This is a genomic window from Pseudovibrio sp. SCP20, assembly GCF_057774105.1.
The window spans coordinates 1,851,033-1,876,576 of the sequence record NZ_JBYMDH010000001.1; the positions used below are offsets into that span (position 1 = coordinate 1,851,033).

Below are 25,544 nucleotides of genomic sequence, written 5' to 3' on the forward strand. Positions count from 1 at the left end.
CTATGCGTTCAGCACATGCGCCCAACACGAACCCCGGGGCTAAACGAACCCGGGGCAATCGCACCTGTGCTGCCCGAACTTTCTTCGATTAAGTTAGACGCGGCCGTTATCCAAAAGCAGCTGAACTCTGCCAGCAGCGTCTGATGCATCCTGACCACCCACTGACTGCTCTGCCACAGAAAGCGATTTGGAGATGGAATTGGATACAAAGCCAACCAGACGCAGCGCATATTCCGCTTCAAGAAGGGTCATGAGTGCCTTCTCGTCTTTCACGCGTTCATCAGCCAGCTCACGCACTTCTTTGCGCAGCTCTTCAATGATGGTGTGGCGCTGATCAAACTCAGGCTTGGCTGCATTGAGCTTAGTCGCTGCATCCGTCAAAACGCCTTCCAGAGTAGATTGACCGCTCTCATCCATCTCGCCAGTCTTTGGTGCACCAGCCATCTCTTCAAGCGCAGTGCGCAGCAAGGACTGCACGGCATCACTCTCGCTGAGGTCTTCCAGCTTCACGTCAAGCTGCGCAACAGTGTCAGCAATCGCTGTTTCCACTTCGCCGATGGATGTGTTGATCTGCGCAATCTCACCATTCAGACGTGCAACCTCTTTCGGATCCTGAATCAGTTCGCTGTCTGGGTCATCAGGGTCGCTCGGCACAGTCGCTGGCAGGTTCGCCAACTCGTCCTGCTTGGAGGCAAGGCTAGTTTGCAGATCAGACAACTGACCTTCCTGTTCCTGCTGTTGCAGATCCAGCGCCTCAATGTCGGCAGCAATATCTTCCTGCAGCGCCAGCGATTGCAGCAGTTCAGTGCGTGCAGAGCGAACCTTTTCAGATTGCCCAATCAGGTTTTGCTCTTTCAAAGAAGTCTGAATTTCTTCAAAGCGCGCAACGACCTGCCCTACGAGCACTTCAAGGTTTGCTGTGTCTGGCGGGGGCTGCAAACCAAACGCTGCTGAAACGCCAACTGAAAGGAGCTGACTGGCAGACGGAATAGCTTCAACACTCTTGGCCGCCACCGGACGATCAAGCTGGATATTGCCATCTATTGCGTTGGATGCAGGTGTAGAACCAATCGATGATACTGCAGTCATGTCAGACTCCTTGAATTATCTCCACCTATATGTCGCAGATAACCCAGCGGTCATGTTGTGCCTTAAAACACAGAGCCCGCCCTCTAATGGACATTATTGGGGTAATTACGGAGTGAAATAATCGTTACTGTCATGTGTGTGCTGAACGTACAACACCTGCAGCATCCAACTGATGCAAAACAAAGAATAAGATCGGCTACAGATCAAAGGAACAACTTCCCCTTAGATGATCAGGTCACACCGGCCCATCATCTCCAGTGGTCGCATCCTGCTTCGCAAGCGCCGCTCTCAGGGCTGACAAAACACCATCCGTGAGCAACATGAAAGCATAGGCATACCCAGGTCGCCGCTTGTGCTCACTCAACCTTGGCAACTGCGTGTATAGCCGTTGCAGCAGGTGATACCGGTTTTCAATCTGTGCAATCAGTTCATGAAGGTCAGTCGGAGAGGAAGACCCGACCGAAAACGCCTCCAAGCCAACCCGCGTTTCATCCGAGAACGTCAGGCTCGGTTTTTCATAGGCAAACCAACGGGATAAATCAAACTGCGCGCTGTATTTCAGATAAAGATGTTCAGCATCCCGCAAACGATTGACCGTCTGGACAGCCCGCTGAGAATACTCAAAACTATGATCTTTGGGCAGTACTCTGGTGCGCGCCAGCTCAGTGCCATATTGCAGCGCCAACTGCCGCTCGACCGACATGCTACCCGAACCGCGCGGCTTCACAGCCTCAATCCTGCGCGCAGATTTCAGCAAGCCCGCAGTAAATGACAGATCCCGATACAGGATCCCGATATCGCCGGAAATCTTGGAATATTTCTCTGCCTGCGCAGGAGCTGTCAGCTCAACAATCCCGTTCTCATCCTCACCCAGCTCATAGGGCAGATGCAGATATCCAGAGGTTGCGATCATGACGCATCGCTGTCGCGCACCGCGGCTTTCTTCTGCGCCTCCAGCGCGTAGGCAAGGCGCTTGGAATAGTCGATCAGGCTAGGCACAGGCCGCGTCTTCATCAGTTTATAGAAGCGCACCAACTCAGAGGTCGCCTCATCCAGCTTGCGGGACCATAACCAATGCTCGGCCAACCGCAGAGCAACAGCGGGATTGGCCTCATCAACCTGCTTTGCCTGACGAAGCGAGGTCTCAACCTCATCACCACCCAGCGGCCAACTCGAATGACTCAAAGCCAATCCCAGCCAGTACTCAGCATTCTTAGGATTGAGCAAGCAAAGTACCTTGAACTGCTCTTCAGCAGAAGCCTTCTGCTGCAAATGCAAGGCTTGATACGCAAACTGGTAAAGTACCTTCTCCAGCTTACCATCTGCGTTGAGAGCTGCCGAAAGCCCCTGCCCTGAGCGCAGAGCATCAAGCACAGCACGTGCGCTTACATCGCCGCCGCCAAGCGCTCGGAAGACCGCATCAAGATCAACCTCAACATCGGCTGGCAGCTCGTCAGAAGCCGGAGCATTTTGTGTAGCAGGTGCTTGTGACATCGTTTGTCCCCGGCCTCAGATTTTTATGAAAATATCAGCGCAAAGACGCTAGGCGTTGTTCAGACCAGACAGCAGCTTCTGCGCCGCCTGATGGATCTCAGCATCCTTACGTTCCAGAGCGTACTTCAGAGTATCTTCCAGATCTTCTTTCGCCTCAGTGATATGACCGAGAGCAAGACAGGCAACGCCAGAGAAGTAGTATGGACGCGGATTGGTCGGATCGAGCACCATAGCAGCAGAGGCTGCCTGAACTGCCAGCGTGTACTGCTGCAGCTGCACCGCGCAGTTTGCCAGACCAAGCTGAACATCAACGTTGATCGGCTCAAGCAAAACCAGACCAGTGTAGATCTCAAGAGCCTTCTCTGTTCGGCCTGTATCCATCAATCCCTTGGCCATCACCAGCCCCGGATTGATATCGTCTTTTGTCAGCCCCAAACTCCGGCCAATCGCGCCCTTTGCAATTGCCTTAATGTCTTCTTCTGGAGATTTGCCCAGTTCTGGAACAAGCTCAGTCATAACGTGCCTCTTTGCGGCTCTAAAATTAGTTTGATTTGAAGGATATCGGCGAGCTTAAAGGTGAAACACCATAGCGCCATCCAGCTCATCAGAGAGCGTCGTCTGCCCCGCGCCCAACAAAGGATTGCTGGCATACCCACCTGCATCTGCTGAAACCAGCGGCTGATAAAGACTCACAACCGACAGCAACTCTTCAACCAGCACTGTCAACTTGTCCAAATCCGTGTAGCCACGGCAGCTCACGGAAAGCACCAGTTCCTCTGCGCCTTCGCTCGTCTTGCGCAGGTTTGCCAGACACCGGAATTGAGAAAGACAAGCCAGATTGAGATGCAGGATCTCTTCGATCTGCCGGTTTCGCGTTCCAACCGTTTCACTCAGCACACCAATCACAGTGGTGACATCTATGCCCCCGCCATCAAGCGCGTCTGAAAACACAAGTTGAACCCCGTCAACATTCATTGAAGCGGTGTTCTGCTCGGAGAATATCGGAGCACCCAACCCCAGCTTTCGCCAGAGCTTATCCAAGCACCCTGAGTAGTTTATGGCGAACACGAGCAATCCTCTCTGAGATGCGCAAGATCAGCAGCCAATCAGCAAACGCAGAAAAACAGGTGTGCGTTGAGGGTAATAAACGCACACCTGCTTTTTCGGCTTAACCGCGAGTAATCGCAGCCGCCCGTTCGTTTTCGATTTCCCGGGATTCTTTCAGGAACTGAATGATCGCACGGATGATGTCATCCAGAGCTTTCTGGATGGATTCAGCCTGATCATTCTCCTTACGAACCTCTTCTGCCGCAGCAGCCAGTTCCTGAGAAATCGCTTCATCTTCTTTTGCATTCGCCTGAGTAAACGCACTCGCAGCCTGCGAAGTCGTGTTACCCAGAGTGTTCGCAACACCACCGATTGTGGCGATGGACTGTGCACGGGAACCAGATGCACTTGCAACAGCATCAAAGCCTTTTGCCTGAGAGCGGAAGTCACCTGCACGCTGAGAGTAGAAGTCACCCAGCTTGCCGCCTTTACCAGGCGCAACATCCGCAGCTTTGGCATCCATCTTCGCTGCCTGCGAGTTCGCATTGGCTGAGTTCTTTGCAGCACCCAGACCTTTAGCAGCACTACCAATCGCAACAGCAGACATCACGATGGAAACAGCGGAAGAAACAACAGTCACAACAAGACTGATGATCGCACCCGTACGGGTCTCTTCAGCTGCATCACGGCTTTTGCCAGCCTGTGCATGCATCTGCGTCTTCACGGTTTCACGCGCAATCAGACGAGACTCAAGCTCATTGTTACGCTGGTTGATGGCTGACTTGAACAGCGCCTGAGCAATCAGACGGGACAGATTACCAGTGCTGTCGATCTTATCCAAAGAACCGATTGCAACAGTCGCAGCTTCCAAACGCCCCAGAACTTCATCAGTGGTCGCCTGATCAAAATCTGCACTTGCAGCAAACTGCGGCAAGGAGACGAGAGACAGGAAAGTACCGTGATGCTCTGGAGGCAAAGTTGCCAGACGCGCTTCTATGCTTTTCTGAAACTTAGTTGCACGCTCTTCAGAAACAGCAAGTTTGCCGTCCTGAAAGAAACTGGGCGGCAGATAGTCACGATTGTAATTAGTACCTACAGTTGCGTTCATAAATACCTCCTCTTAACCTGCAAACTTGGTTCTGCTCAGCGTGTCAGCACGCTCATTCATGGAGCTCACTGTTCCATCCAGCGCATCTGCAAACTGCTCACCAGCCTTCGTCAGAATTGCCAGCAACTGGTCAATGATCTGACTGAGCAACTGGATGAATGCATCAAGATCTGCGGCATCTGCCTGCAGCTCTTTCGCCTGCGCAGCATCCTGACTTGCGGTGTAAGAAACCGCACCAGCTGCGATGGAACCAGCACTACTACCGATCTGAATGATCGCGGAGGTGATGGAAGAGATCGCCTGGATCATCGCACCAACACTGCCTGCCTGTGCACCAGGAATGAAGAAGGACGCAGCAGCCATAACGATACCAACAACGGCACCAACCACCTTCATCGCAATGTCCACCTTCATGATGGTATCTTCATCAGCTCCGGCGGCGGCAGCTATGTGCCCGGCGATACTTCGTCCCGTGGCCGCTTGCACCGTGGCATCAATGGCCATAGCAAGCTGCACCACCCCGGCAGCAATCATAAACGCCCCGACAACCTGAAGCCCTGGAATAACCGCCAGAATACTACCCGCCACAATGGAAATCGCCGCAGCAATCCACTGGAACGCCAGAGAGATCTTCTGCCAGATGCTGAGACCCTTCTGCTTCTTCTCAGCTTCTTCCTGCTTACGGATGGATTCTTCGAGCTTGATCGCCTTATCCTGCAAAGCACCTTTCTGCTTCGCCTGAGTGAGGTTCACCTTATTCTTCTCAACCGCTTCCTGGGTGCCCTGCATTTTGTCCAGAACGGACGCAACAAGCACTTCAATATCCTGGAAGCTGGAAGTCGTCAGAGGTGTGTCAGAACCAACCTGAGTGAGGCTGTTTGAAAGACGCGTAATGTGCTGCGCAAACGCAATGGTCGCAATCATTGGCGTACCACCAACAGACGCCAGTGCACCCGGACCAACTTTACCCGCACCTTTTACATCACCAGCCTTGCCGGTCATCTCAGAGGTCGTATCAAAAATATCGCCCAGACTGTTGCTGTTCAGACCCAGGCCCAGACCTTTAGGAAGCTCCATATCTATTCTCCATACTTAAATTATTGGGATAAAAGCTAATGTCAGACCAGCTTCTGGCGCGCGCTCTTCATCATGGTTTGCGCATACTTTTTGTCATCGTAATTTTTGACAGGGTCATCAAACATACGCAGCGCAGCCTCAAAAGCATCACCAGCTTCTTGATACTCTTTCGCAGCCATCAGGCACTCACCAAGACGCAGGTAACCCTGAGGGTTCGTTGCATCCATGCTGATGAAGTGCAGATAGAGCTTCACAGCCATGCGAACATCGCCCTGAATCTGATAGGTCATTGCAAGGCCATAGGTGTACTGCTCTTCCATCGGCGCGATCTGCACCAGCATGATGAACAGTGACTTCGCCTTCTCGACCTGACCGACAGAGATATTGCGGCGCGCCATTTCATAAACAGCACCAAGCTCCTCCTTGGAGAGATCAAGCATCTCAGAGATGGAAACACCCTGCTTCAGCAACTGGTAAAATTGCTCATCTTTGAAGCCCAGTGAATCAACATGCTCGATGAGCGGCTCAGCGATCTCTTTAATCGTTTCGACAAAGAGTTCCGGTGATTGTTTAGGCATATCCAGAAGTGACATGGCGCTCTTTCTTTATCTCTGACTAATTCAGCATTTAAGAAAACAATAGAGCGCAATCAGAAGGTGTTCTGTGCCAAACAGAACACAAGAATAGGCAATACACATTGTGCAGTGATTTTTTATGCGTCACGAATATGTGAGCGAAGACAACACACTGCCGAACCACAGTTCGCAACAGCGCATTTCAATCAAAAAGAGAGGAACTCTGCCCCCTCCTTGATCTCAACCCAATTTTATTGAGAGAGTTTTTGCCGTCGATTGCCCAAATAGATGTCAATTGCATCCTTGGCTTTGTCAGCATCATGGAGCGTGTAAAGACAGCGCGCCCGAATATAGTGGCGCATGGATTGCTCATCGGAGCGTGTATACTTTCCAAACTGCTCAAGCGGATCCAACAGGTCCAGCTCACGCAAACTTTCAAGCGCCAGATCAAACCGATTGAGCAAGAAGAGAAGGATGGTGCGAGCAAGTAAAACCTCTTTGGAATCATCCTCCATCACCATCATGCCCTGCACCATGGTCAAAGCTTCTGCATACTTGCAGTTCTGCGTCATGATGTAGACGCTCAAGAGCAGAAAATCTCGCTGCCGACTGTTAAGAGCTGCCATAACCTCTACCCCTGCAACAACATGGCGAGCGCAGCTTGCAAATCTTCATCAAGCAGAACATCACCCATCAGCAGATCAGCGACACTTTTAAGGATGCGCTTTCTTTCCCCCTGTTCCCGCAGAGCAGCAGCAGCAAACAGGCGCTGAAGCTCCTTGCGCATTTCACTCAGCTCAGTCGGAAGAAGAATGTCTGTCTCTGACAGATCCGGCAACAACAGGGCCGGCAACCGCTCATCCAAAGTTGGACGATGAAGCACTTCATGCAAAGGCCGGACTTCAGGTAAGAATACGGGAGCAAGCTTCTTGCCCTCAGGCAACTGAACCTGATCTTCAACCTTCCAGTTGGAGACCTCGTTCACCCCAATTGTAATTGATGCAACCCGCATTCCGAATTCCGTGTTCAGTTAAAGCAAAAGGCAGCCCTGACCACGATAGCCAGAACCGCCAACTCTATAAATGTATCCTAGGAGAAGCCGCGTGCGATCTGAATGTTCAGGTCAAAGCTACGACGCACTGTACCTGTCGCCTGCTCATAAGAACGGTTCTGTTCACGATTATCCTGGTTGATATCGTTGGTCAGCAGCTGCGGATTCAACAAAGTCACCGCATCACTCAACTGCGTAGAAAACCGCTCCCACTGCGTTCGCTTGAACTTGTTCTTATTACCACTACCACTGGGACTATTACTCAGGATGTCGTGAGTTGGCCGAGTGATGTTATACTCTTTTTCAACGGGATGCGGGCCAGATGACGCCCAATCTTCAAACATTAAAACGACGGCCGTTGTATAGCTACTGGACGAACCCAGATTCTCCTGAAGATTCCAGGTTTCCTTATCCGCATCCTTACCCGTATCTTTAAACTCCTTCAGCGTCTGGTTCACAATCCGCTGCATCTCAGCATACACTTGAGACAACTGATTAAGCTGCGTCAATTGTTCCGTTCGCATTGTGATGACCGCCTGCTGTTTAAGGCTTGCCTGATTTTGGATCAAAGCAACCAATGTAGGCAAGTCCAAGCGAGAAACAGTACCATCTGCGTTGGTAATTCCTCCTGCTGACAACATCTGCTGCTCAGCTTGCTTGATTGCTAGGATACGCTGCTCTTGCTCAATGAAAACCGCATAGCCACGATCAATCGAAGCATTGTTATCAGGCGTAATGAAATTGTTGGCTAGCTTTAAAGTACTATGGCGATTAGGTGATTTGACATCAAAGTAAGCATGGGCTCGCTCAAAGCGCTTGACGATCTCTTGCATTTCAGCGCCAAGATCTGAAGGCGCATAAATTCCACTTTTCGGAACATTCTCCAGCAACATTTCAAGTTGCTTTATGTACGCCTGCTTATCCGTATTGAACTTGGTTTGATCTTCCCCTCCAGTCTTATTGGTCAGAGGCTTGTTCTTGACTGCATCAATCTGGTCATTAATCTGCTTTCTGATGACAGCACGGCTTGACTCCAAATCCGTACCGGACTTGGGCAACAAATCCAGCAATGGTGCGATCCTATTCAAAAAGACCGGATTATTTGCCAATCTCTCCTGCTCAGTCTTGGTGTGCTGGAAGATCCGGGATTTGGTCAGTTCATTCACAACAGTGATGCTGCGCTTATCGTCAGAACGAATGACACCCACCTGATTGTCACCAGTACCAATAACAGTGCGACCGGCCTGAATATCAGCCTCAGAAAAGTTGTCGCGCAGATAGCGCAGCTGAACAGCTGGGTGCCAGGACAAGAACTGCTGCGGTGTCGGATTGTTGTAGTTCGCAGGTAGATCCTCATCTGCAACGGTATCAGCAGGATCTATCAGAACACTATCGACATACGCGTTGTATTTACTTGGATCTGTCGCGTGAGCAGTCGTCCCCGGAATCGACAGCAACGGATTCTCATAATCCGGATCATTCTCAGGTAAATTGGAAAGAAAACTATCCCAAACACTCGTCTGCGTCTCCGCAGCCTGCAATGTGCCGGACTGAGCAGCAGCTTTTTCCTGCGCACCATCACCTGCACCACCAGAAGCAGCCTTGGATGCATCATCATCTTTAGGAGTGACAAGAGTATTCGGATCGACAGGTGTAGAGGAACCTGAACCTACATTATTTATCATTTTCATCTCCTCACTTCACAAAATCAGACGAGTACGACCCGCATTTCGTTGGGGCTTAATGGCTTGGGAACGAACACCTCCAGTCTCATTTTCATGATCTTTCAGACGCTTCGTAAAATGCTCAGCAATCGCATCATAACCCTGCAAAAAATCTTCAAAACTTCTTGAGGAAAGCAAGCCACCGATCAAACGCTGCGCAGCTGGATCTTTTTGAACTGCAGGCAGGTCCACCAGCTCCTGAAGGCTTGCGGCCATCTGAAAAGAGACATCCTGCCATTCACCTTCTGAAGGCCAGTTCCTACCAGTATTACAAGCGCTTAAGGCCTCATCCAGATAGGAGCACAAATCACCCGCATCACCAGTGACAGTGAACTGGGGAAGCAACTCATCTTTGCTGGATCCGGTCTTCGCCATACAACATTCCCATCAAAACACGATCTTCCCTCTATAGCTGTGAGGCTGAAGACCCTGCTGTTCCGATCGACACACCCAAAAATCGAAACCACAGGAAAGGCAGAATTAGCAAAATGGGTGACACCGCTTGTGCCGCCCGACACAAAGCAATTCCACTAAAAGAAGTATGAGAAAGACATATACCTATTCATATTATCAGCGGGGGACTTGCCATGAGCTTAGAGGTCTTAAGATCAACCATTGCTACTCACAATGCTGAGTCGCCTGTCGGCGCGCCGCTGGTAGCAGAAGCAACCGGTCAACGCCGCGCTGAACGCGTTATGCAGCTTAACAATCCATCCAAGCTGACGGATGCCGCAGAAGAGCTGGGACAGGCCGTCTCCTCTCGCTTGGATAAGAGATCACTGGAGAGCCGCTCAATCCGTCAGGGTCAGGGTGCAAACATCGAAGCGATCACCCGGATTGCCGACTACTACGACAAACTGCCAGACATGCCTTCGCAGGAAAAACTGCAAGGTTTGGTTCAGTTGCTGCAAGACTATCAGAACAACTACAGTTCTGGCGGCGGCTCCAGTCAATTGACACCTCAGGATGTCTTCGCATTTTTGCAGCAGTTTGACGGCGATGTCACACACCAATACGCTGCCCTGCAAATTGCCATTGAGCATTTCGAGAACACTGGCGCAAATGATGCGTTACTGGGTGCTCTGCTCAATGCACGCGAGTACATGGAAAGCGGAGAGACCGGCAGAGATGTACGCGCTGGCTTCGCGGTGGCCGAACTGGCCCATGACAAGGCCGAGGATCTTGGAACAGACCCAGCCGTCATCCGTGAACATTACCGTGACATGCTGCGCAGTGAGGCAAACTTCGGCATCATCTTCGACAAGTTCAATGATCTGATCGCCCGACATCACGCCTTGCACCAGGACGTCAACGGAAACAAAGGCTCACCCCTCACCTCATTTGACGATGTCGTAGAGCTGTTCACTACAGCAGCGAGCCAGGGACTGGAGATTGCAGATACTCAGGACGAGCCAGCTCACCTGGAAGCTGTGCTGACCGAACTCGGCAAACTAAAAAGCCTGCGGACCGTTTATGAAGGTGTCCATGTCGCGACTAAGCTGACAGGCCGCAACTTCGCTGAGTTCAACCGCGTGATCGATGAGCTGGGCACAGACTCACTCGCCAGCTCCCTGTTCCACTATCTGGGTAAGGCAGTAACCTCACCAGCGGATGCGCAAGGCCTCGTTGCTCCACTGGCTCCGGCAGGTGTGAGCGCATCCCTGAACTACACCAACAATCTGCTAGCACTACACCGCGAGGTTCCGGACACAATTCTCACCAATGAGAACATCCGCAATCAACAGCTCGAAACGCTTCTGGTTCTGTCAGAACAGCTGACGATACTGGAAGAAGAGCAGTATCAGACAGCATCCGACACCGTAACGTTCGAAAACGCCAACCTGATCACTGCTGGATCCACCAGTGTTCATTGAGCCTTCATTGCCAGCAAAATAACAGCAACACAAACGACGTTCAGAAAAAGCAAAGGAGAGATTTGAATGCAGTTTTCAAGTGCTATCCAGTCAAGTCTGGAAGCGTTCGCAAACAATATGAAAATCCCTTTTTCTCCTCAAGCGGATGGGAGTCTGAGTTACCTCCTATCACAATCTGGAGAGCTGACGTTTACTCCTGTCGAGAACGGCAACAGCATCGTTGTGAGCCTCGGCCGCGCTATGACAGGTGATCAAAATTCAGCAAATGAAGCGCTTTTGACCAAAGCTGGCTTCAGGCCTGAAATCGGAACCAACCTGCATGCGGGAAAATCAAAAGATGGAACGTTACACCTAGCAGTCCTTTACGAAGCAGGACAACTTAGCCCTGCAAAACTAGAACAAACGGTCGACTATCTAATAGGTGAATTGAGTTCACTTTAATTACTACGACTACTGCGTGCAGGTATACACCAGCTTCAATCATATAATGACTCACACTTGTTCACATTACGGAGGGAAATCGTGACTTTTTCGCACTTAAAATCACAATCCCGAGGGATACGAACAATATCCATTAAAATATAAGTTAGATGATGACAGTCAGACTTGACTCGCCTATTAGCTGTCTTAATTATAGTTTTAACCGTGTTCTGAAGCACAATTCTTTGCAATTGTGTACAAGTGAGATTGGGGTGGAATATTGGTAGAGTATAATAAAAACAAGACGAAGTATATTTGCTCTACGGAGAACAGTATATCTTCAAACTCTGAAATAGCTGCACTTATTTAAGTAAGAGGTCACGGTACATTTCTATGGAAAAGGCAGTATATGATGCAAGCCTGGGTAGAGGCGCATCACAAGCTCATAATACTGGCACCTCATCCTCAGGTGAAAGCAGCTGGAAAGAGAATGCAGCGCTATTTCAAGAGCTGAATGATGAATTATGTGCATCTTTAGAGCAGTCAGCGATCCGTCAAACCTACTCAAATGGCGAAAACATCTATCTTCAGGAAGATGAAGCTGAATTTCTCTACATCATCGAAAGCGGCCACGTTCGCTTGAGCCACTTGCGTGAAGATGGATCTACCTTCCTTTATGCCATCATCACTGCAGGCCAAAGCTTCGGCGAACTGGGTGTATTTCAGCGATCTGTACATGCCGACACAGCATGCGCATTGGGAGATGTTGTCGTTCATAAGATCAGACGTTCTGCATTTCATGTCATCAACGAACAGAGTGCAGAGATCTGCCGCGCGCTGGCTGTAGTCGTAGCGAAACACTATCGCTCCTACATCGAATCAACCCGCTGCCTGTCATTGCCGAGCCTTTCAGCTCGTCTGGCTCACGCTCTGCTCAGCTTGCTGGAGTCTATTGGCACTCCAGCTGGTACTGATCCGAAGGATAAGTCTGTCATCTCTGGTGCAATCGTCACTCAGAGCGACTTGGGCGCGATGGCTCGCGGCACACGCAGCAACATCAATCGCCGTCTGAAAGAATGGGAACGCGCAGGCATCATAAAAATTCAGGATCGTTCTATCACTGTGCTGAATAGGACAATGCTGGAGCGGAACTTGCTCAATAATGAATCAAACTTTTAAGAAGCTGGTAAGCGTTGAAACAAAGGACTGACGCGTGCAGGAAGAAAACACCAATAACGAGATGTATGTCACCGATCTGGAAGAGGCTTTAAAAAGCCCACAAGGATCAGATCATGCGCAACTCCTCGGAGAAAAATTGGAAGACCTTTCTGCTCAGATGCGTCGCAAGTCCGAGGAACCTCAGACCGAGGCTGACTATCAACGCATTCAGACAGTGATAAACGGCATCACTGCTGCTCAGGACGTCCTGCGCAAATTTCCAGTACAGAGTTAGAGCCGCGCAAATATTAGGAGAGTCAACATGACGTCTTTTACTCAAGGCATTACAGCGTCCTACACGTCAGATGCTCCCGAAGCATTGCAAAACAAAGCGGGCATGAACGCACTCGACATCAGCGTCCGCTTTCAGACCGAGATGGATAAGATCAATGACAAGATCATTGAAGCTCAGAACTCCAACTTGGCTGAAACAGAAAAGATGTTCACTCTGCAGCTGCTCGTGAACACATATACCACCATGGGTCAGACACGTACCAGCATGGTGAAGGCGCACGCAGACATGGTGAAGTCCTGCGCACGTAACATTTCCTAAGTCATTGAAAGGCTCTCTTCTGCCTGCGTGAGCACGTGCATAAGAGAGCCTTTTTCTTATTCAGGCACATGAGACAAGCCCGGTTATACCGAGCCTGAACAACTCATGGCATTTTCTCGTTCGCGATTGGCAACACAGCCACAACTGCGAACTCCAGCGCTTGTTAGGTGGGACGGCGAATGGGTAAACTCATCCTCAAAATACTTGTAGGCCAACAGGCAGGCGCCGAAGTAATGCTCGAGCCGGGTGAGTATACACTTGGCTCTGACAGAAACGATGACCTGCAGATTGCTGACCTCAGCGTCGCCGCAGGCCACATGCAACTGCGCTTGCAAGACAATAAAATTGAAATCTCCGCTAAAGCTGGCGATATCCGCACTGAAAACGGCGTTTCCCTTAACAGTGGGGATGATGAGTGGATCGAAATTGAACCACTGGATGTCATAAACATTGGTGTCGTCAAGATCGCACTAGGCGCGAAAAACGCCCAATGGGCGACACTCAGCAAAGCACTAAATGCAGCCGGTGAAAGTGAAAACGAGAAAAACGAGAACTCTGCAGCTAACTCGCTGCTAGGTGAAAACTCAAAGCACGTCGACGCGGTTATGGCGCCGCTCACAAAACATCGCAAACGCATCGCTCTTACTACGGTTGCAAGTGCAGTCGTCCTTGGCGGGTTCTATCTCGTAGGCTCTGGCAAGATTTCCCCTCGCACTGCAAGCGCTCTCCCGAACGGTGGAATTGAAGCTGTGCGCGTAGCATTGGCTGACCTCCCCTTCGCAGAGAGCCTGAACTTGCGCCAGGACGTGGATGATCAAATTTACCTGACCGGATATGTCAGTGAGCCTGTTCAACGCCGCGCAATCACAGAAGCAGTGGAACGCACAGCTGTTCCTGTACGCCTACGCGTCCGCGTCATCGAAACACTGAAGAAGGACATCGCCGGTTATCTGCAATCCCGCGGTTCAAACGTGAGCTTTGCACTCGCGGATGACGGTGAACTGACCCTCAGTGGTTCTGTGCTGGATAAAGCCGAAGCTGACCAGTTGATTGCTGATCTGCGCGGCCTGAATGGTATTTCCAGCGTAACTTCCAAAATTAAGACCGCAGATGATTATCTTCTGGATGTCCGCAAACTTGCCAAACGGGCACTGATTGATGACACCATCATCTTCCGCCTTGACGACAAAACACTGGAAGTAAGCGGCATAATCGCCAGCCAGGACATAGATCGGTGGTCAGGTTTCCTGCGCTCTTACTCCCGCCAATACGCATCTGCCATCCCTCTGCGTTCTCTGGTCAAATTGGTTCAGGAGAACGGTCAGGTTGTTGATCTCAAAGCCAACTTTGACGGCGGCATTGAGCCTCTGCTTGCAGCAGTAGATCCGAAGACCAATGAGCCAGTAGAAGAACGCCAAACGAAGGTGCTTGAGCTCGCACGCGCGATCAAACAACAGGATGGCTTTGCCGCAGAACCTCGCAAAACGAAGTCTACTAGTCGTGTGGCAAAGAGCAACACAGAAGCAAAATCGGCAAAAGCAGAAGCATCTCCATTACAAGAAGCAACTGAACGTTTGTTGAGTAGTATCGGCATAGGCGCCGCAAACGCATCAACGCCTCCATCGGGTATCTCTGATAACCTGGAGAAAGAAGAGCCTGAAGGAGTTACCTCCCAAAGTGAGGCCGATGCACGGTTCCAACAGATTGCCTTGGACGATCCGGAGTTAAATGAAGCAGCAGAGGTCGTCTTCCTTGCTTGGATGGAATCTGCTGAGGCGAAAACTGTACCGGACGATCTGAAGAAGAACTTCCTGCCACTTTTGGTAACACCTCCATCTGAGGGACCACTCTGCTCTAAGAACCTGTCAGTGCCAGTCTCCCAGATCCCGGTAACTGTGCTTTGGCTCGATATTCTCAGCAGCAGTGAAAGTCTGGCGATCACCACATTCCCAGAAGATCGCCAGCGCTACATTCTGGAAGCAGCCGTTAACCCGGCAGCCACTCGTGATTGCTTGATTAAGGCGGAACAGAGCAGCAAAATCGATCTGGTGCCCTACTCCAACTTCATTCGTGAAAGCCTGCGTAATCCAGAGTTCATCAGCTTCCTGACAAGAGATCTGAACACACCGTCGCTGACGGTTTCCGGTGCAAGTCTGATTGGAGAACGCTACGTTCTGAGCGACACCAATAAACGCTACAAAAAAGGCCAGTCCATCGACCAAAGCAGCCGCTTGGTAGCTGTGGGTGAACTGGGAGCGTTGGTCCGCGAATACGAAGGATACTCCGTCGCAATTTATGGAGACCAAACGGCCTGGGTCGTCCGCGAAGCAAACGCAAAACCTTAAGCGAAGAAACCCAAGTAGCTCTCATGACAAAAGCAAAAAGCCCGGGCTGATATCAGCCCGGTTTTTTTTTTACTAAGCGACAACATTCGGAAACCTGCGTCTCAAGGAAGCACTAAAATGTTCCCATGACGATTAACTCAGCTCTCAGCCTATAACGAGATGATGCGCTTAATCAAAAATGTGCATTGCGAAGTAAATAACAGAAAAGCCTAATATGAACGTATCAGTACACCGGTAAGCTGCCCGAAAGTCATAAACACCTGCTTAAGGTGTTTTGTCGACCCTATATAATGTGCAGGCTTTACAAGCCCTCCCCCTCATTTCTCAAGGAACAAGCAAAGAAAAAGGCGGGCGCCTGTGGCACCCGCCTTGTATTGATCAGCTCGCTAATTCCGGAACACTTAGTTCAGCAGCAGGTCTGGCACGAAGAGCGCCAGTTGTGGGATGAAAGTGGTTAGGATCAGCGTTGGCAGCCACGCGAAGAAGATGAACATCAGCGTCGGCTTCAGCATCTTATCGACGGAAGTGTCTGTCACCTTAGAACCCAGATACAGCAGCGGTGCAGTTGGCGGTGTAATGTTCGCCATGCCCAGGTTCACACCCAGAACAGCTGCAAAGTGGATCGGGTCCATACCAACGCCCTGCACGATTGGCAGCAGCAGAGGTGTTGAGAGCAGAATACCGGAGATGTCATCCATCAGCATACCGATGATGATCATCACTAGGTTCACCATCAGCAGGATCATAATCGGATCTTCAGAGACGGAGTAGACGAACTCCTCTGCAATCGCAGGGATGTCTTCAAAGATCAGGAAGCGACTGACGATCAGAACCATGAAGATCATCGCCATCACCACACCAATGGTAATACCGGAGCTCAGCACAGTTTCACGGAAGGTCTTCCAGGTCAAACCACGGTAGACGTAGATCGCAACAGGGATCGCGTAGATCACAGCCACACCAGCAGCTTCTGTTGGCGTCATCACACCACCGTAGATACCACCAAGAATGATAACCGGCATCATCAGTGCGGGAAACGCTTTCAGACCACGTTTCTTGAACTCGAAATTGAAGTTCTCAGGGCGCTCTTCCAGCTTGATGTCTTTATACTTGCGCAGCATGATCTGGTTCACCACGATCAGCAAAGTGATCAGGATCAGACCCGGAATAACAGTAGACAAGAATGCGCGCAGCACGGACTGCTGAGCAACCCAGGCATAAAGAATGTGAGAAGCACTCGGTGGGATCAGCAGACCCAGCGGCGCCGCGCTCACGATCAGCGCAGCAGACTGGCCTTGCGGATAGTTCGCCTTGCGCAGGTGCGGCATCATGATGCCACCGATGCAAGTCAGCGTCGCGTTTGCACTGCCGGAAATGGAACCGAACACGCCGGAAGCCAGAACAGTTGCCGCAGACAAACCGCCTTTAATGTGCCCGATAAACAGCTCAGCAAGTGCCACGAGAGGCGCAGCGATGCGGCCCTTCTCCATGATACCGCCAGCCATGATGAACAGCGGAATAGCCAGCAGCACCACATTGTTCATCTTCCAATGACCGGTTGGCAGATAACCAGCCACATCGTGCCCGCCCATATAGGCGAGGAAAATTAGAATTGCGCCAAACGCCAGATGCACGCTGACACCAAGCAGCAGCAGGCCGCAAAGAATGGCGATAGATCCTACAATAATCATTGCGCAGCCCCTTGTGCTTTTACTTGTTCTTCTTCAGGGTCAACACTCTCCGCGATCTCACGCGGTTCACGCTCCGGCCATTTAGGACCGTTTCTGAGCAGCAGGTAGAAGTGCAGCACAGCAAACAGGGTCATAAACAGGAAGCCGAGGAAAATGCCGAGACGCGGCACGAAGAATGGGATCTTCAGCGCAACGGTAGTCTGCCAGATTGGATAGGAAGCAACCTCTTCCTGAAGCATCAGGAAGCCCCAATACGTCACAGCGGACAGCACACCAATCTCGATGATTTCTACAGCAACCTCACGCCACCAGATGATGCGTGGGTTCTTGATAAGAAAGCCAAGCACGTCTGCGTTCACGTGCTCTTTGCGTGCCGAGGCGACAGCAGCAGCCATGAAGAACATCCAGAAACTGATGGTCATCAGCCATTCTTCATAGGCGAATAGGTTACCACCAAAGCCATAACGGACGATCACCACCATAAAGAATGTGAGCGCCATGATTACACCGCCTGCTGTAATCATGAGGTTCATCAGTTTAATGACGCCGTTCAGCGGTTTAGCCACTGGTCTTGGAAGTTCGCTTGTCAGAATACTCATCTGATATGCCCTTCGTTATAAAAACAAAAAACTCATAGAAAAGGCCGACGCAGGGTATGCGTCGGCCTCGAAGAGAAGGGCTTATTTGAAGTCTTTCTTCAGACGGTCAATGGTTTCCTGACCAACAACTTCAGCCATTGCAGGCCAAACCTGCTCACGAACACGCTCAGCCAGAGCCTGTTCCTGTTCTGGGGTGAAGCTCAGGATTTCATAACCAGAGTCTACGAGTTTCTGCTTGAAGTTCGCATCGTTCTCTTTGTTGAACTGGAAGTACTGCTTGGAAGCTTTGTCAAACGCAGCTTTCACAACAGCTTTCTGCTCGTCGTTCATCTTGTTCCAGGTCTTCATGGAACCGTAGAAAGAGTTGATTTCAGAGATCGCGTTGTACTCTACGAAGTACTTACCAACGTTGGATTTTGCGAAGATGGTGTAAGCAGCCTGCTTGGTGCAGCACAGGGTGCCGTCAACAATACCGGACTGCATCGCTGGGAACATGTCACCCCAAGCCATGGTGGTGGTGTTGTAGCCCAGTGTTTCAGCCATGTCTTTAACAACAGCAGAAGACCAAACGCGGATGTTCATGCCTTTGTCGCCAAAGCCAGCGTAGTCTTCAGGCTTCTTGTTCGCAACAACGCCAACAAAACCTTCTGGGTTGTGGTTGAACAGCTTCAGGCCGAGTTTTTCAAGACGCTCGTTGATGATCTTGTTGTACTCGGACTCTGGGTTCAACATCACGTTTTCCAGATCGTCCCAGCTGGTGAACAGGTAAGGCATGGACATGATGTCGAGCACTGGGTCTTTGTGGGAGTAGATGAACGCCATCACAAAGTCCACGTTACCGCGGATGGTATCTTCAACCAGAGACTCACCGGAACCGAGCTGGCTTGCAGGGAAGACAGAAACTTTCAGTCCAACATCTGCAGCCTCAATTTCCTTCTCGATCTGCTTCAGCATTTTGGTGCCTTCGTGATCGACAGGAACCGTACCAGCAATTTTCAAACGAAGGTCAGCTGCGTAAACTGAAGAAGCCAGTGTCAAAGCAACTGCGCTTGCTGCACCTACGCTCAGAACGCGACGGAAACCCTTTGATACAGATTTAAGGCTAGGTTTGTTCATTCTTGTCTCCCTAATAACCATCCAGATATGCATCTATTGCTTATCATTGGCTCCCGGATGGCCGATTACGCCTCTCGCGACACGACGATTTGCACCGGACCGGATCGCTTAAGATTTTTTAGATTGCTACAGCTCAGGGGCCGCGACCGAAAACATCTTTCATTGTTCTTGATGAGTGATGTCCTCGTAAGTGCTTGTCCCCTTTTGCCCGAATAGATGCGAAGAACTGGCAATAAAGCGCAGTGCGTTTCGCATGCATACTTTTACTAACTCGGGAAACATACTAGATATAATTCAAATGATCCATATTTTTTTCACTATTGACCATTTGTCACCTTATGAACTAGTCATATCTACTGAATTTGAAGAAATTTTGGGCGGAAAGCTCTTCAAATTATAGGGTTTTAGGCAAACCAAATGGCAGCAGCAATTTTCTGCATGAAAAAAAGACACTGATATATCAAATTTATATCGGTTCAAAATCGAGAGGAACATCGCAATTGCAGAAGCGCTCTACACAAAAAACGATAATTCAGAGCGGCTGATACATTTGATCCATTTGGGTCGAAATTTTTGAAACAATGATTCGTTTGGGAGGGGAAACTATGACGAAAAGCTATCAGGAGACGATCGATCAACTCACGAAGGCCTATCCGAATTTAAGCAAGCAGCTCAAGAAGAGCGCGGCTTATGTGCTGGAGTATCCAAGTGACGTTGCAACACTCTCCATGCGTCAGGTCGCAGCCCGCGCGGAAGTCCCTCCCCCAACAATGAACCGGCTTGCAAAGTCATTGGAGTTCGACACCTACAACGCGATGCGCGATGTCTATCGCGGCGGGTTTGAGGATTTCTCCTCCAATTACCCGTCCCGCGCAGGTGAACTTCAGGCCACACACGGCACCTCCGACATTGAAGCCTCACTACAAAGCTTCAAAAGCGCTGCCATCGGCAACTTGAAACACCTCTTTGACACCATCGATCGCGACCACCTGCAGCAGATCATCTCATCTCTGGCGACCGCGCGAAACGTGGTTGTCGTGGGCATGCACGCCTCTCATTCACTGGCGAACTACCTCCATTACGTCGCCTCCATGTGCTTTCGCAACTGGCGCCTTATCAATCGCAGAAACGGCGAGATCGCAGATCAGGTTGAGTACATCAACGCCGACGACGTGGTCGTTGCAATCTCCCTGAACCCGTGCGCCGCAGACACCGTACTCGTGGCAAAGCGAGCCTATGAAGTGGGCGCAAAAGTCATCGGGATCACCGACACCCGCACCTCACCACTTGCCACATATTCAACCGACCTCCTGCTCACACCAGTCCAGAGCCCGCATTTCTTTGAAAGTTATGTTGCAACGGCAGCCCTGCTTGAAATGATCCTCGGCTTTCTGGTGGCAGACAGCGGACAGGTCGTCATCGACAACATCACAAGGCTGGAACGCTGCCGCAATGAACTCGGCGAATACTGGCCAGACCAATAAGCCAATAAGAACTCGGAATACTATATGACAAAGCTCAGTCTCCTTGCCGGACAGATCAACATCCCTGCGATGACAACAGCAGAGGAAAGAGATGCGCATCTACGCGTCGTGACCGCCAAGTTGCATCAGCAACTCACCGCAAAACCACATGATCTGGTTGTTTTGCCTGAGCTTTCCACCGTCGACTACTCCAGAGCCGCCTTTGCAGAACTCAGCGTATTAGCGGAAGACCTGAATGGTCCATCTGTCAAAGCATTCGGCGCTCTGGCGAAAGAACACAACACCACCATCGTCTTTGGCATGCCGCGCAAGGCAGAGGATCACTTCAAGATCTCTCAGGTAGCAGTTGGGCCAGATGGCTCTGTGATCGGGTATTACGACAAGCTCCACATCTGCCAGTATGGCGCCTCCATGGAGAAAGAGTATTTCGGGAAAGGTGATCACCTTTTCTCCTTCTCCGTAAAGGGTGTGAAAGTCGCGCCAATCATCTGCTACGACATCCGCATTCCTGAGCTGAGCCGCACGCTGGCCCTGCAGCATGGCGTAGATCTGATCCTGCACAGCGGCGCTTATGCCCGTGATGAAAGCTTCTTCAGCTGGCACGATTTTGTAGTCACCAGAGCTTTGGAAAGCCAGATCTTCTTCCTCAGCCTTAACCGCGCTGGCGAGAACTTTGGCAACTCCACCTTTTGCCCACCATGGACAGACGAGAACACACCACGTGTCTCCTTCCCGCAAACGGACGAGCATTTTGCAAGCATCGAGCTGGACACAGCAACGCTGTATCAGGTGCGCGAAGATTACACCTTCCGCAAAGACCTACTGAAGGACTACGCCGGGTTGCAGCATCAGGAGCCTGAGCTCCTCAACCAATAGCTATCTCTGCTCCCGCAAGTTTTCCCTCTAGTATCACCCGCAAGAATGCGAAGCACAGCGATTTCCTTTGAATTTCAGTTGATTGGAAATCGCATTCAAAGGCTCGCAGAACCGCATTTTTCTGGAGGGGAAAACATTATGACAGATCTGCCAAGTCTCACCGATGCAACTCTGACGCTTGAAAACCGCGTCGCGACATTGACCATGAACCGTCACGACCTGCGCAACGCGCTGACAGGATCTGCCCTCATCGACGACATTGTTGCAACTGCAGAGTGGGTGAACACCTGCCCTGACGTCTCCGTCCTCCTCCTCACAGGTGCAGGATCTGCTTTCTCTTCCGGTGGCAACATCAAAGACATGGCCGAGCGCGGTGGCGATTTTGCAGGCGATGTTGCGACCGTTGAAAATCACTACCGCCGTGGCATCCAGCGCATCCCACTCGCTCTGCAAAATGTGGAAGTGCCCATCATTGCAGCCGTCAATGGCCCTGCCATCGGTGCTGGCTTTGATCTTGCCAACATGTGCGACATTCGCCTGGCCTCCACCAAAGCCAAGTTTGGCGAAACCTTCCTCAATCTCGGCATCATTCCAGGCGACGGCGGCGCATGGTTCATGCAACGTTTGATCGGCTACCAGCGCGCAGCTGAACTCACCTTGTCAGGCCGTGTGATCAATGCCGAGCAAGCCAAAGAATATGGCCTCGTGCTGGATGTTTATGAACCAGAGGAACTGATGAATGAGGCCAACAAGATGGCCATTCAGTTCGCTTCTCAGCCACCAAAGGCCACCCGCCTCACCAAGCGCCTCCTGAAGATGGCCCAGCGCACAGAACTTAAAGACTTCCTCGATCTCTCCGCCTGTTTCCAGGGCATGAGCCACAATGAGCCAGAGCATCTGGAAGCCGTGCACGCCTTCATGGCGAAGATGAAGTAAGCAAACAAAAAGCGCTGCACGCGCTCGGAAACATCCGGCAGCGTGCAGCGCTTAATTCTAAGAAACCCAATTACTTACTGTGCAGGCCTGCGAATGGACGGTTCGGCTTCAACCACTAGCGGATTGAGCCCCTCTCCGCCATCCCTCACAATATCAAACAGCTGCAACCGCATCCGCGGCTCCCAGAAATCATTAATATGATTGGCAATGCCTTCAACGGCTTCATCATGCGGTTTGTGCTTGAAGAAGCTTGCGATCTGGTTTGCCATATAGGTGAGCTTTTCCGGCGCCATGCTCCAGCTCTCCTCCCTTTTAAATCTTTGTTCCCATGAGCATGGGCTGCATAAACGCCAGATAAATCACCAGCGCTCATATAGCCCAGCGTCGGCCCGTTTATTCAGCAGCCTCAATCCGCCGTGAGCGCGCAGCATGCTCCTGATACTCCTCCTGCCAGTCCGTCTGACCATTGGAAAGAGAAACCTGAACCGCTGTCACCTTGTACTCCGGACAGTTGGTAGCCCAGTCAGAGTAATCGGTGGTCACCACGTTGGCCTGTGTCGTTGGATGGTGGAACGTGGTGTAAACAACACCCGTCGACACACGGTCCGTCACATTCGCCCGCAAGCTGGTTTCACCGGAACGGCTCATAAGCTTGATCCAGTCCCCGTCCTTAATACCGCGCAGTTCAGCATCATGTGGATGGATCTCAAGCAGATCTTCCTCGTGCCAAACCACATTGTCCGTACGCCGTGTCTGTGCACCCACATTGTACTGGCTCAGGATACGGCCAGTGGTCAGCAGAAGCGGGAAACGAGGTCCGGTTCGCTCATCCGTCGCCACATAATCGGTACGAATGAAACGGCCCTTACCACGAACAAACCCATCAAGGTGCATCGTTGGCGTACCTTCCGGCTTCGCTTCGTTACATGGCCACTGAACAGATCCCTTCTCTTCCAGAAGGTCATAGGTCACATTGGCAAAGCTTGGAGTAGTCGCCGCAATCTCTTCCATAATCTGCGAAGGATGAGTGTAGGTCCAGTTCGCACCCATAGCATTGGCCAGCAGCTGCGTAACTTCCCAATCCGCATAGCCATTGCGCGGTGCCATCACCTTACGCACCCGGTTGATCCGGCGCTCAGCGTTTGTGAACGTGCCATCCTTCTCAAGGAAAGTGGACCCCGGCAAGAACACATGCGCATAGTTCGCGGTCTCGTTCAAAAACAGATCATGAACGATCACGCATTCCATGGCTGCAAGACCAGCCGCAACATGCTTGGTGTCCGGATCAGACTGCAGGATATCTTCACCCTGAACGTAAAGCCCCTTAAACGTGCCCTCAACAGCCGCATCCAGCATATTCGGAATACGCAGGCCCGGCTCGTCGGAGATAGTCACGCCCCACTGCTTTTCATAGATATCGCGAACATCAGCGTTCTTCACATGGCGATAGCCCGGCAGCTCGTGCGGGAAGGATCCCATGTCACAGGAACCCTGCACGTTGTTCTGACCGCGCAGCGGGTTAACCCCCACACCCTTCTTACCAATGTTGCCAGTCAACATCGCAAGGTTGGCAATGCCGATCACAGTGGTGGAACCCTGACTGTGCTCCGTCACACCAAGACCGTAATAGATCGCACCATTACCACCACGTGCATAAAGCCGTGCCGCGCCGCGCACTTCCTCAGCAGGAACGCCGGTCAGCAGCTCAACCGCTTCTGGACTGTTGGCAGGGTCAGAAACGAACTCAACGTAGTCCTGAAACTCATCCCACTCACAACGCTCTTGAATGAAGGCTTCATCAAACAGGCCCTCAGTCACAATCACATGCGCCAATGCTGTCACAATGGCAACGTTTGTGCCCGGACGCAGTGCCAGATGATGCGAGGCTTTGATATGCGGAGACTTCACCAGATCAGTCCGGCGAGGATCAATCACGATCAGCTTGGCGCCCTGACGCAAACGCTTCTTCAGGCGAGAGCCAAACACCGGGTGTCCGTCAGTCGGATTCGCCCCGATCACCATCACCACGTCGGAGTGCTCAACACTGTCAAAGTCCTGCGTTCCCGCAGATGTGCCAAAGGTCTGCCCCAAACCATAACCGGTTGGAGAGTGACAAACGCGTGCACAGGTGTCTGTGTTGTTGTTCTCAAACACAGCACGGGTCAGCTTCTGAACCAGGTACGTCTCTTCATTGGTGCAACGAGAAGACGTGATCACACCAACAGCTTCTTTACCGTACTGCTGCTGAATGCCTTTCATCTTGGTCGCCGCAAAGTTCAGCGCCTCATCCCAGGAAACTTCCCGCCAAGGCTGATCAATGCTGTCACGAACCATCGGATTCAAAATACGGTCTTGGTGAGCAGCATACCCGTAGGCAAAGCGCCCCTTCACACAGGAATGACCTCGGTTCGCTTTACCGTCTTTGTACGGCACCATACGCACCAGCTCATCGCCGCGCATCTCCGCTTTGAACGAGCAGCCAACACCACAATAAGCACAGGTCGTCACAACAGAGCGTTCCGGCTGACCGATATCGATCACGGACTTCTCCTGAAGCGTCCCTGTCGGACAGGCCTGAACACAGGCACCGCAAGACACACATTCAGAATCCAGGAAACTCTCAGACATGCCCGCAGTCACACGGGAGTCAAAACCACGCCCCGTGATGGTCAGCGCAAAAGTGCCCTGCACCTCTTCACAAGCACGTACACAGCGTGAGCAAACAATGCACTTGGCTGGATCATAGGTGAAGTATGGATTGCTTTCGTCCTTCGGCTTCCAGCAGGCATTCACCTCACCACCACCATCGCGCATCTTGAAGTGGTTCTGTCCATCCGCTTCATAGCGCACGTCACGCAGACCAACAGCGCCAGCCATATCCTGCAGTTCGCAATCACCATTGGCAGCACAGGTCAGGCAGTCCAGCGGGTGGTCAGAGATATAAAGCTCCATCACACCGCGGCGCAGGCCTTTCAGACGATCGGTCTGCGTGCGAACCTTCATCCCCTCTTCCACCAGCGTGGTACAGGAGGCAGGCGTTCCACGGCGGCCTTCAATCTCCACCAGACACAGACGGCAAGAGCCGAATGCATCAACCATATCGGTTGCACAAAGCTTCGGAACCTGAATGCCAGCTTCCATGGAAGCACGCATCACCGAGGTTCCTTCAGGCACAGTAACATCGAAGCCGTCAACGTTGATGGTAACGTTCTTTTCAGAAGTCGATTGAGGAGTGCCGTAATCTGTTTCTTTAATCAGGGTCATGGG

26 protein-coding genes are annotated in these 25,544 nt (G+C 51.3%); 9 read left to right on the forward strand and 17 right to left on the reverse strand.

Annotation, left to right across the window (positions count from 1 at the left end; genetic code table 11):
- Positions 1-93 precede the first annotated feature (93 nt).
- The 12 genes from AC3CB2_RS08180 to AC3CB2_RS08235 all read right to left on the reverse strand — a co-directional run bounded on the left by AC3CB2_RS08180 (position 94) and on the right by AC3CB2_RS08235 (position 9,540).
- Positions 94-1,089 carry a hypothetical protein gene (locus tag AC3CB2_RS08180; RefSeq protein WP_352929322.1) on the reverse strand — a complete coding sequence of 332 codons (996 nt, stop codon included), beginning with the start codon at positions 1,087-1,089 and terminating at the stop codon, positions 94-96.
- 235 nt (positions 1,090-1,324) lie between these two features.
- On the reverse strand, positions 1,325-2,002 hold the full coding sequence (locus AC3CB2_RS08185; RefSeq protein WP_352929319.1) for a hypothetical protein: 678 nt from the start codon (positions 2,000-2,002) through the stop codon (positions 1,325-1,327).
- Complete coding sequence (locus tag AC3CB2_RS08190) at positions 1,999-2,583, reverse strand: hypothetical protein (RefSeq protein ID WP_352929316.1); 585 nt, start codon at positions 2,581-2,583, stop codon at positions 1,999-2,001. Before AC3CB2_RS08190 ends, AC3CB2_RS08185 begins: the two co-directional genes overlap by 4 nt.
- Positions 2,584-2,631: 48 nt before the next feature.
- Positions 2,632-3,099 (reverse strand): tetratricopeptide repeat protein, encoded by a 468-nt coding sequence (locus AC3CB2_RS08195; protein ID WP_014286165.1) that lies wholly within the window; start codon positions 3,097-3,099, stop codon positions 2,632-2,634.
- Between the two features lie 54 nt (positions 3,100-3,153).
- A complete protein-coding gene (locus AC3CB2_RS08200; protein WP_488390221.1) occupies positions 3,154-3,534 on the reverse strand; it encodes a hypothetical protein in 381 nt (126 codons plus the stop codon).
- A 217-nt stretch (positions 3,535-3,751) separates the two neighbouring features.
- Complete coding sequence (locus tag AC3CB2_RS08205) at positions 3,752-4,738, reverse strand: hypothetical protein (RefSeq protein WP_352929311.1); 987 nt, start codon at positions 4,736-4,738, stop codon at positions 3,752-3,754.
- Between the two features lie 12 nt (positions 4,739-4,750).
- Positions 4,751-5,815 carry a type III secretion system translocon subunit SseC family protein gene (gene sctE, locus AC3CB2_RS08210; protein ID WP_008546475.1) on the reverse strand — a complete coding sequence of 355 codons (1,065 nt, stop codon included), beginning with the start codon at positions 5,813-5,815 and terminating at the stop codon, positions 4,751-4,753.
- A 41-nt stretch (positions 5,816-5,856) separates the two neighbouring features.
- A complete protein-coding gene (locus tag AC3CB2_RS08215; RefSeq protein ID WP_008546676.1) occupies positions 5,857-6,408 on the reverse strand; it encodes a hypothetical protein in 552 nt (183 codons plus the stop codon).
- A 233-nt stretch (positions 6,409-6,641) separates the two neighbouring features.
- Entirely contained in the window at positions 6,642-7,016 is a 375-nt protein-coding gene (locus AC3CB2_RS08220; RefSeq protein ID WP_014286168.1) for a hypothetical protein, read from the reverse strand.
- Positions 7,017-7,021: 5 nt separating this feature from the next.
- Positions 7,022-7,402 carry a type III secretion apparatus assembly protein SctX gene (sctX, locus tag AC3CB2_RS08225; protein ID WP_008546577.1) on the reverse strand — a complete coding sequence of 127 codons (381 nt, stop codon included), beginning with the start codon at positions 7,400-7,402 and terminating at the stop codon, positions 7,022-7,024.
- A 77-nt stretch (positions 7,403-7,479) separates the two neighbouring features.
- Complete coding sequence (locus tag AC3CB2_RS08230) at positions 7,480-9,126, reverse strand: hypothetical protein (RefSeq protein ID WP_352929306.1); 1,647 nt, start codon at positions 9,124-9,126, stop codon at positions 7,480-7,482.
- A gap of 15 nt (positions 9,127-9,141) precedes the next feature.
- On the reverse strand, positions 9,142-9,540 hold the full coding sequence (locus AC3CB2_RS08235; protein WP_352929303.1) for a hypothetical protein: 399 nt from the start codon (positions 9,538-9,540) through the stop codon (positions 9,142-9,144).
- A 212-nt stretch (positions 9,541-9,752) separates the two neighbouring features.
- On the opposite strand from AC3CB2_RS08235, the gene AC3CB2_RS08240 reads away from it, so the two are divergent.
- The 6 genes from AC3CB2_RS08240 (at position 9,753) to AC3CB2_RS08265 (ending at position 15,575) form a co-directional block, all read left to right on the forward strand.
- On the forward strand, positions 9,753-11,039 hold the full coding sequence (locus AC3CB2_RS08240) for an HrpJ domain-containing protein (protein WP_352929301.1): 1,287 nt from the start codon (positions 9,753-9,755) through the stop codon (positions 11,037-11,039).
- 66 nt (positions 11,040-11,105) lie between these two features.
- Positions 11,106-11,480, forward strand: coding sequence for a CesT family type III secretion system chaperone (locus AC3CB2_RS08245; protein ID WP_014286173.1), 375 nt, complete (start codon positions 11,106-11,108; stop codon positions 11,478-11,480).
- Positions 11,481-11,852: 372 nt separating this feature from the next.
- Positions 11,853-12,638 (forward strand): Crp/Fnr family transcriptional regulator, encoded by a 786-nt coding sequence (locus AC3CB2_RS08250; protein WP_352929297.1) that lies wholly within the window; start codon positions 11,853-11,855, stop codon positions 12,636-12,638.
- A gap of 34 nt (positions 12,639-12,672) precedes the next feature.
- On the forward strand, positions 12,673-12,912 hold the full coding sequence (locus tag AC3CB2_RS08255) for an EscE/YscE/SsaE family type III secretion system needle protein co-chaperone (protein ID WP_352929294.1): 240 nt from the start codon (positions 12,673-12,675) through the stop codon (positions 12,910-12,912).
- A 27-nt stretch (positions 12,913-12,939) separates the two neighbouring features.
- Positions 12,940-13,230: an EscF/YscF/HrpA family type III secretion system needle major subunit gene (locus tag AC3CB2_RS08260; RefSeq protein WP_352929292.1), complete on the forward strand. Its 291-nt coding sequence runs from the start codon at positions 12,940-12,942 to the stop codon at positions 13,228-13,230.
- Positions 13,231-13,409: 179 nt separating this feature from the next.
- Complete coding sequence (locus AC3CB2_RS08265; RefSeq protein WP_352929289.1) at positions 13,410-15,575, forward strand: FHA domain-containing protein; 2,166 nt, start codon at positions 13,410-13,412, stop codon at positions 15,573-15,575.
- Between the two features lie 401 nt (positions 15,576-15,976).
- On the opposite strand, the gene AC3CB2_RS08270 is transcribed toward AC3CB2_RS08265, so the two are convergent.
- From AC3CB2_RS08270 to dctP, 3 genes are all read right to left on the reverse strand, one after another.
- On the reverse strand, positions 15,977-17,266 hold the full coding sequence (locus AC3CB2_RS08270) for a TRAP transporter large permease (RefSeq protein ID WP_008546510.1): 1,290 nt from the start codon (positions 17,264-17,266) through the stop codon (positions 15,977-15,979).
- Entirely contained in the window at positions 17,263-17,865 is a 603-nt protein-coding gene (locus AC3CB2_RS08275) for a TRAP transporter small permease (RefSeq protein WP_008546401.1), read from the reverse strand. The genes AC3CB2_RS08270 and AC3CB2_RS08275 overlap by 4 nt, the downstream gene beginning before the upstream one ends.
- 81 nt (positions 17,866-17,946) lie before the next feature.
- Positions 17,947-18,981, reverse strand: coding sequence for a TRAP transporter substrate-binding protein DctP (gene dctP / locus AC3CB2_RS08280; protein WP_352929285.1), 1,035 nt, complete (start codon positions 18,979-18,981; stop codon positions 17,947-17,949).
- Positions 18,982-19,586: 605 nt separating this feature from the next.
- Here dctP and AC3CB2_RS08285 point away from each other — a divergent pair.
- The 3 genes from AC3CB2_RS08285 (at position 19,587) to AC3CB2_RS08295 (ending at position 22,277) form a co-directional block, all read left to right on the forward strand.
- Positions 19,587-20,465 (forward strand): MurR/RpiR family transcriptional regulator, encoded by an 879-nt coding sequence (locus AC3CB2_RS08285; RefSeq protein ID WP_008547237.1) that lies wholly within the window; start codon positions 19,587-19,589, stop codon positions 20,463-20,465.
- 24 nt (positions 20,466-20,489) lie between these two features.
- A complete protein-coding gene (locus AC3CB2_RS08290; RefSeq protein ID WP_352929281.1) occupies positions 20,490-21,341 on the forward strand; it encodes a carbon-nitrogen hydrolase family protein in 852 nt (283 codons plus the stop codon).
- Between the two features lie 138 nt (positions 21,342-21,479).
- A complete protein-coding gene (locus tag AC3CB2_RS08295; protein WP_352929278.1) occupies positions 21,480-22,277 on the forward strand; it encodes an enoyl-CoA hydratase-related protein in 798 nt (265 codons plus the stop codon).
- Between the two features lie 74 nt (positions 22,278-22,351).
- Here the strand turns inward: AC3CB2_RS08295 and AC3CB2_RS08300 are convergent, their stop codons facing one another.
- Together AC3CB2_RS08300 and fdhF are read right to left on the reverse strand one after the other, a co-directional pair.
- Entirely contained in the window at positions 22,352-22,570 is a 219-nt protein-coding gene (locus AC3CB2_RS08300; RefSeq protein ID WP_352929275.1) for a formate dehydrogenase subunit delta, read from the reverse strand.
- 100 nt (positions 22,571-22,670) lie between these two features.
- Positions 22,671-25,541, reverse strand: a complete 2,871-nt coding sequence (fdhF, locus tag AC3CB2_RS08305; protein WP_352929272.1) for a formate dehydrogenase subunit alpha — start codon at positions 25,539-25,541, stop codon at positions 22,671-22,673.
- Positions 25,542-25,544: the final 3 nt, after the last annotated feature.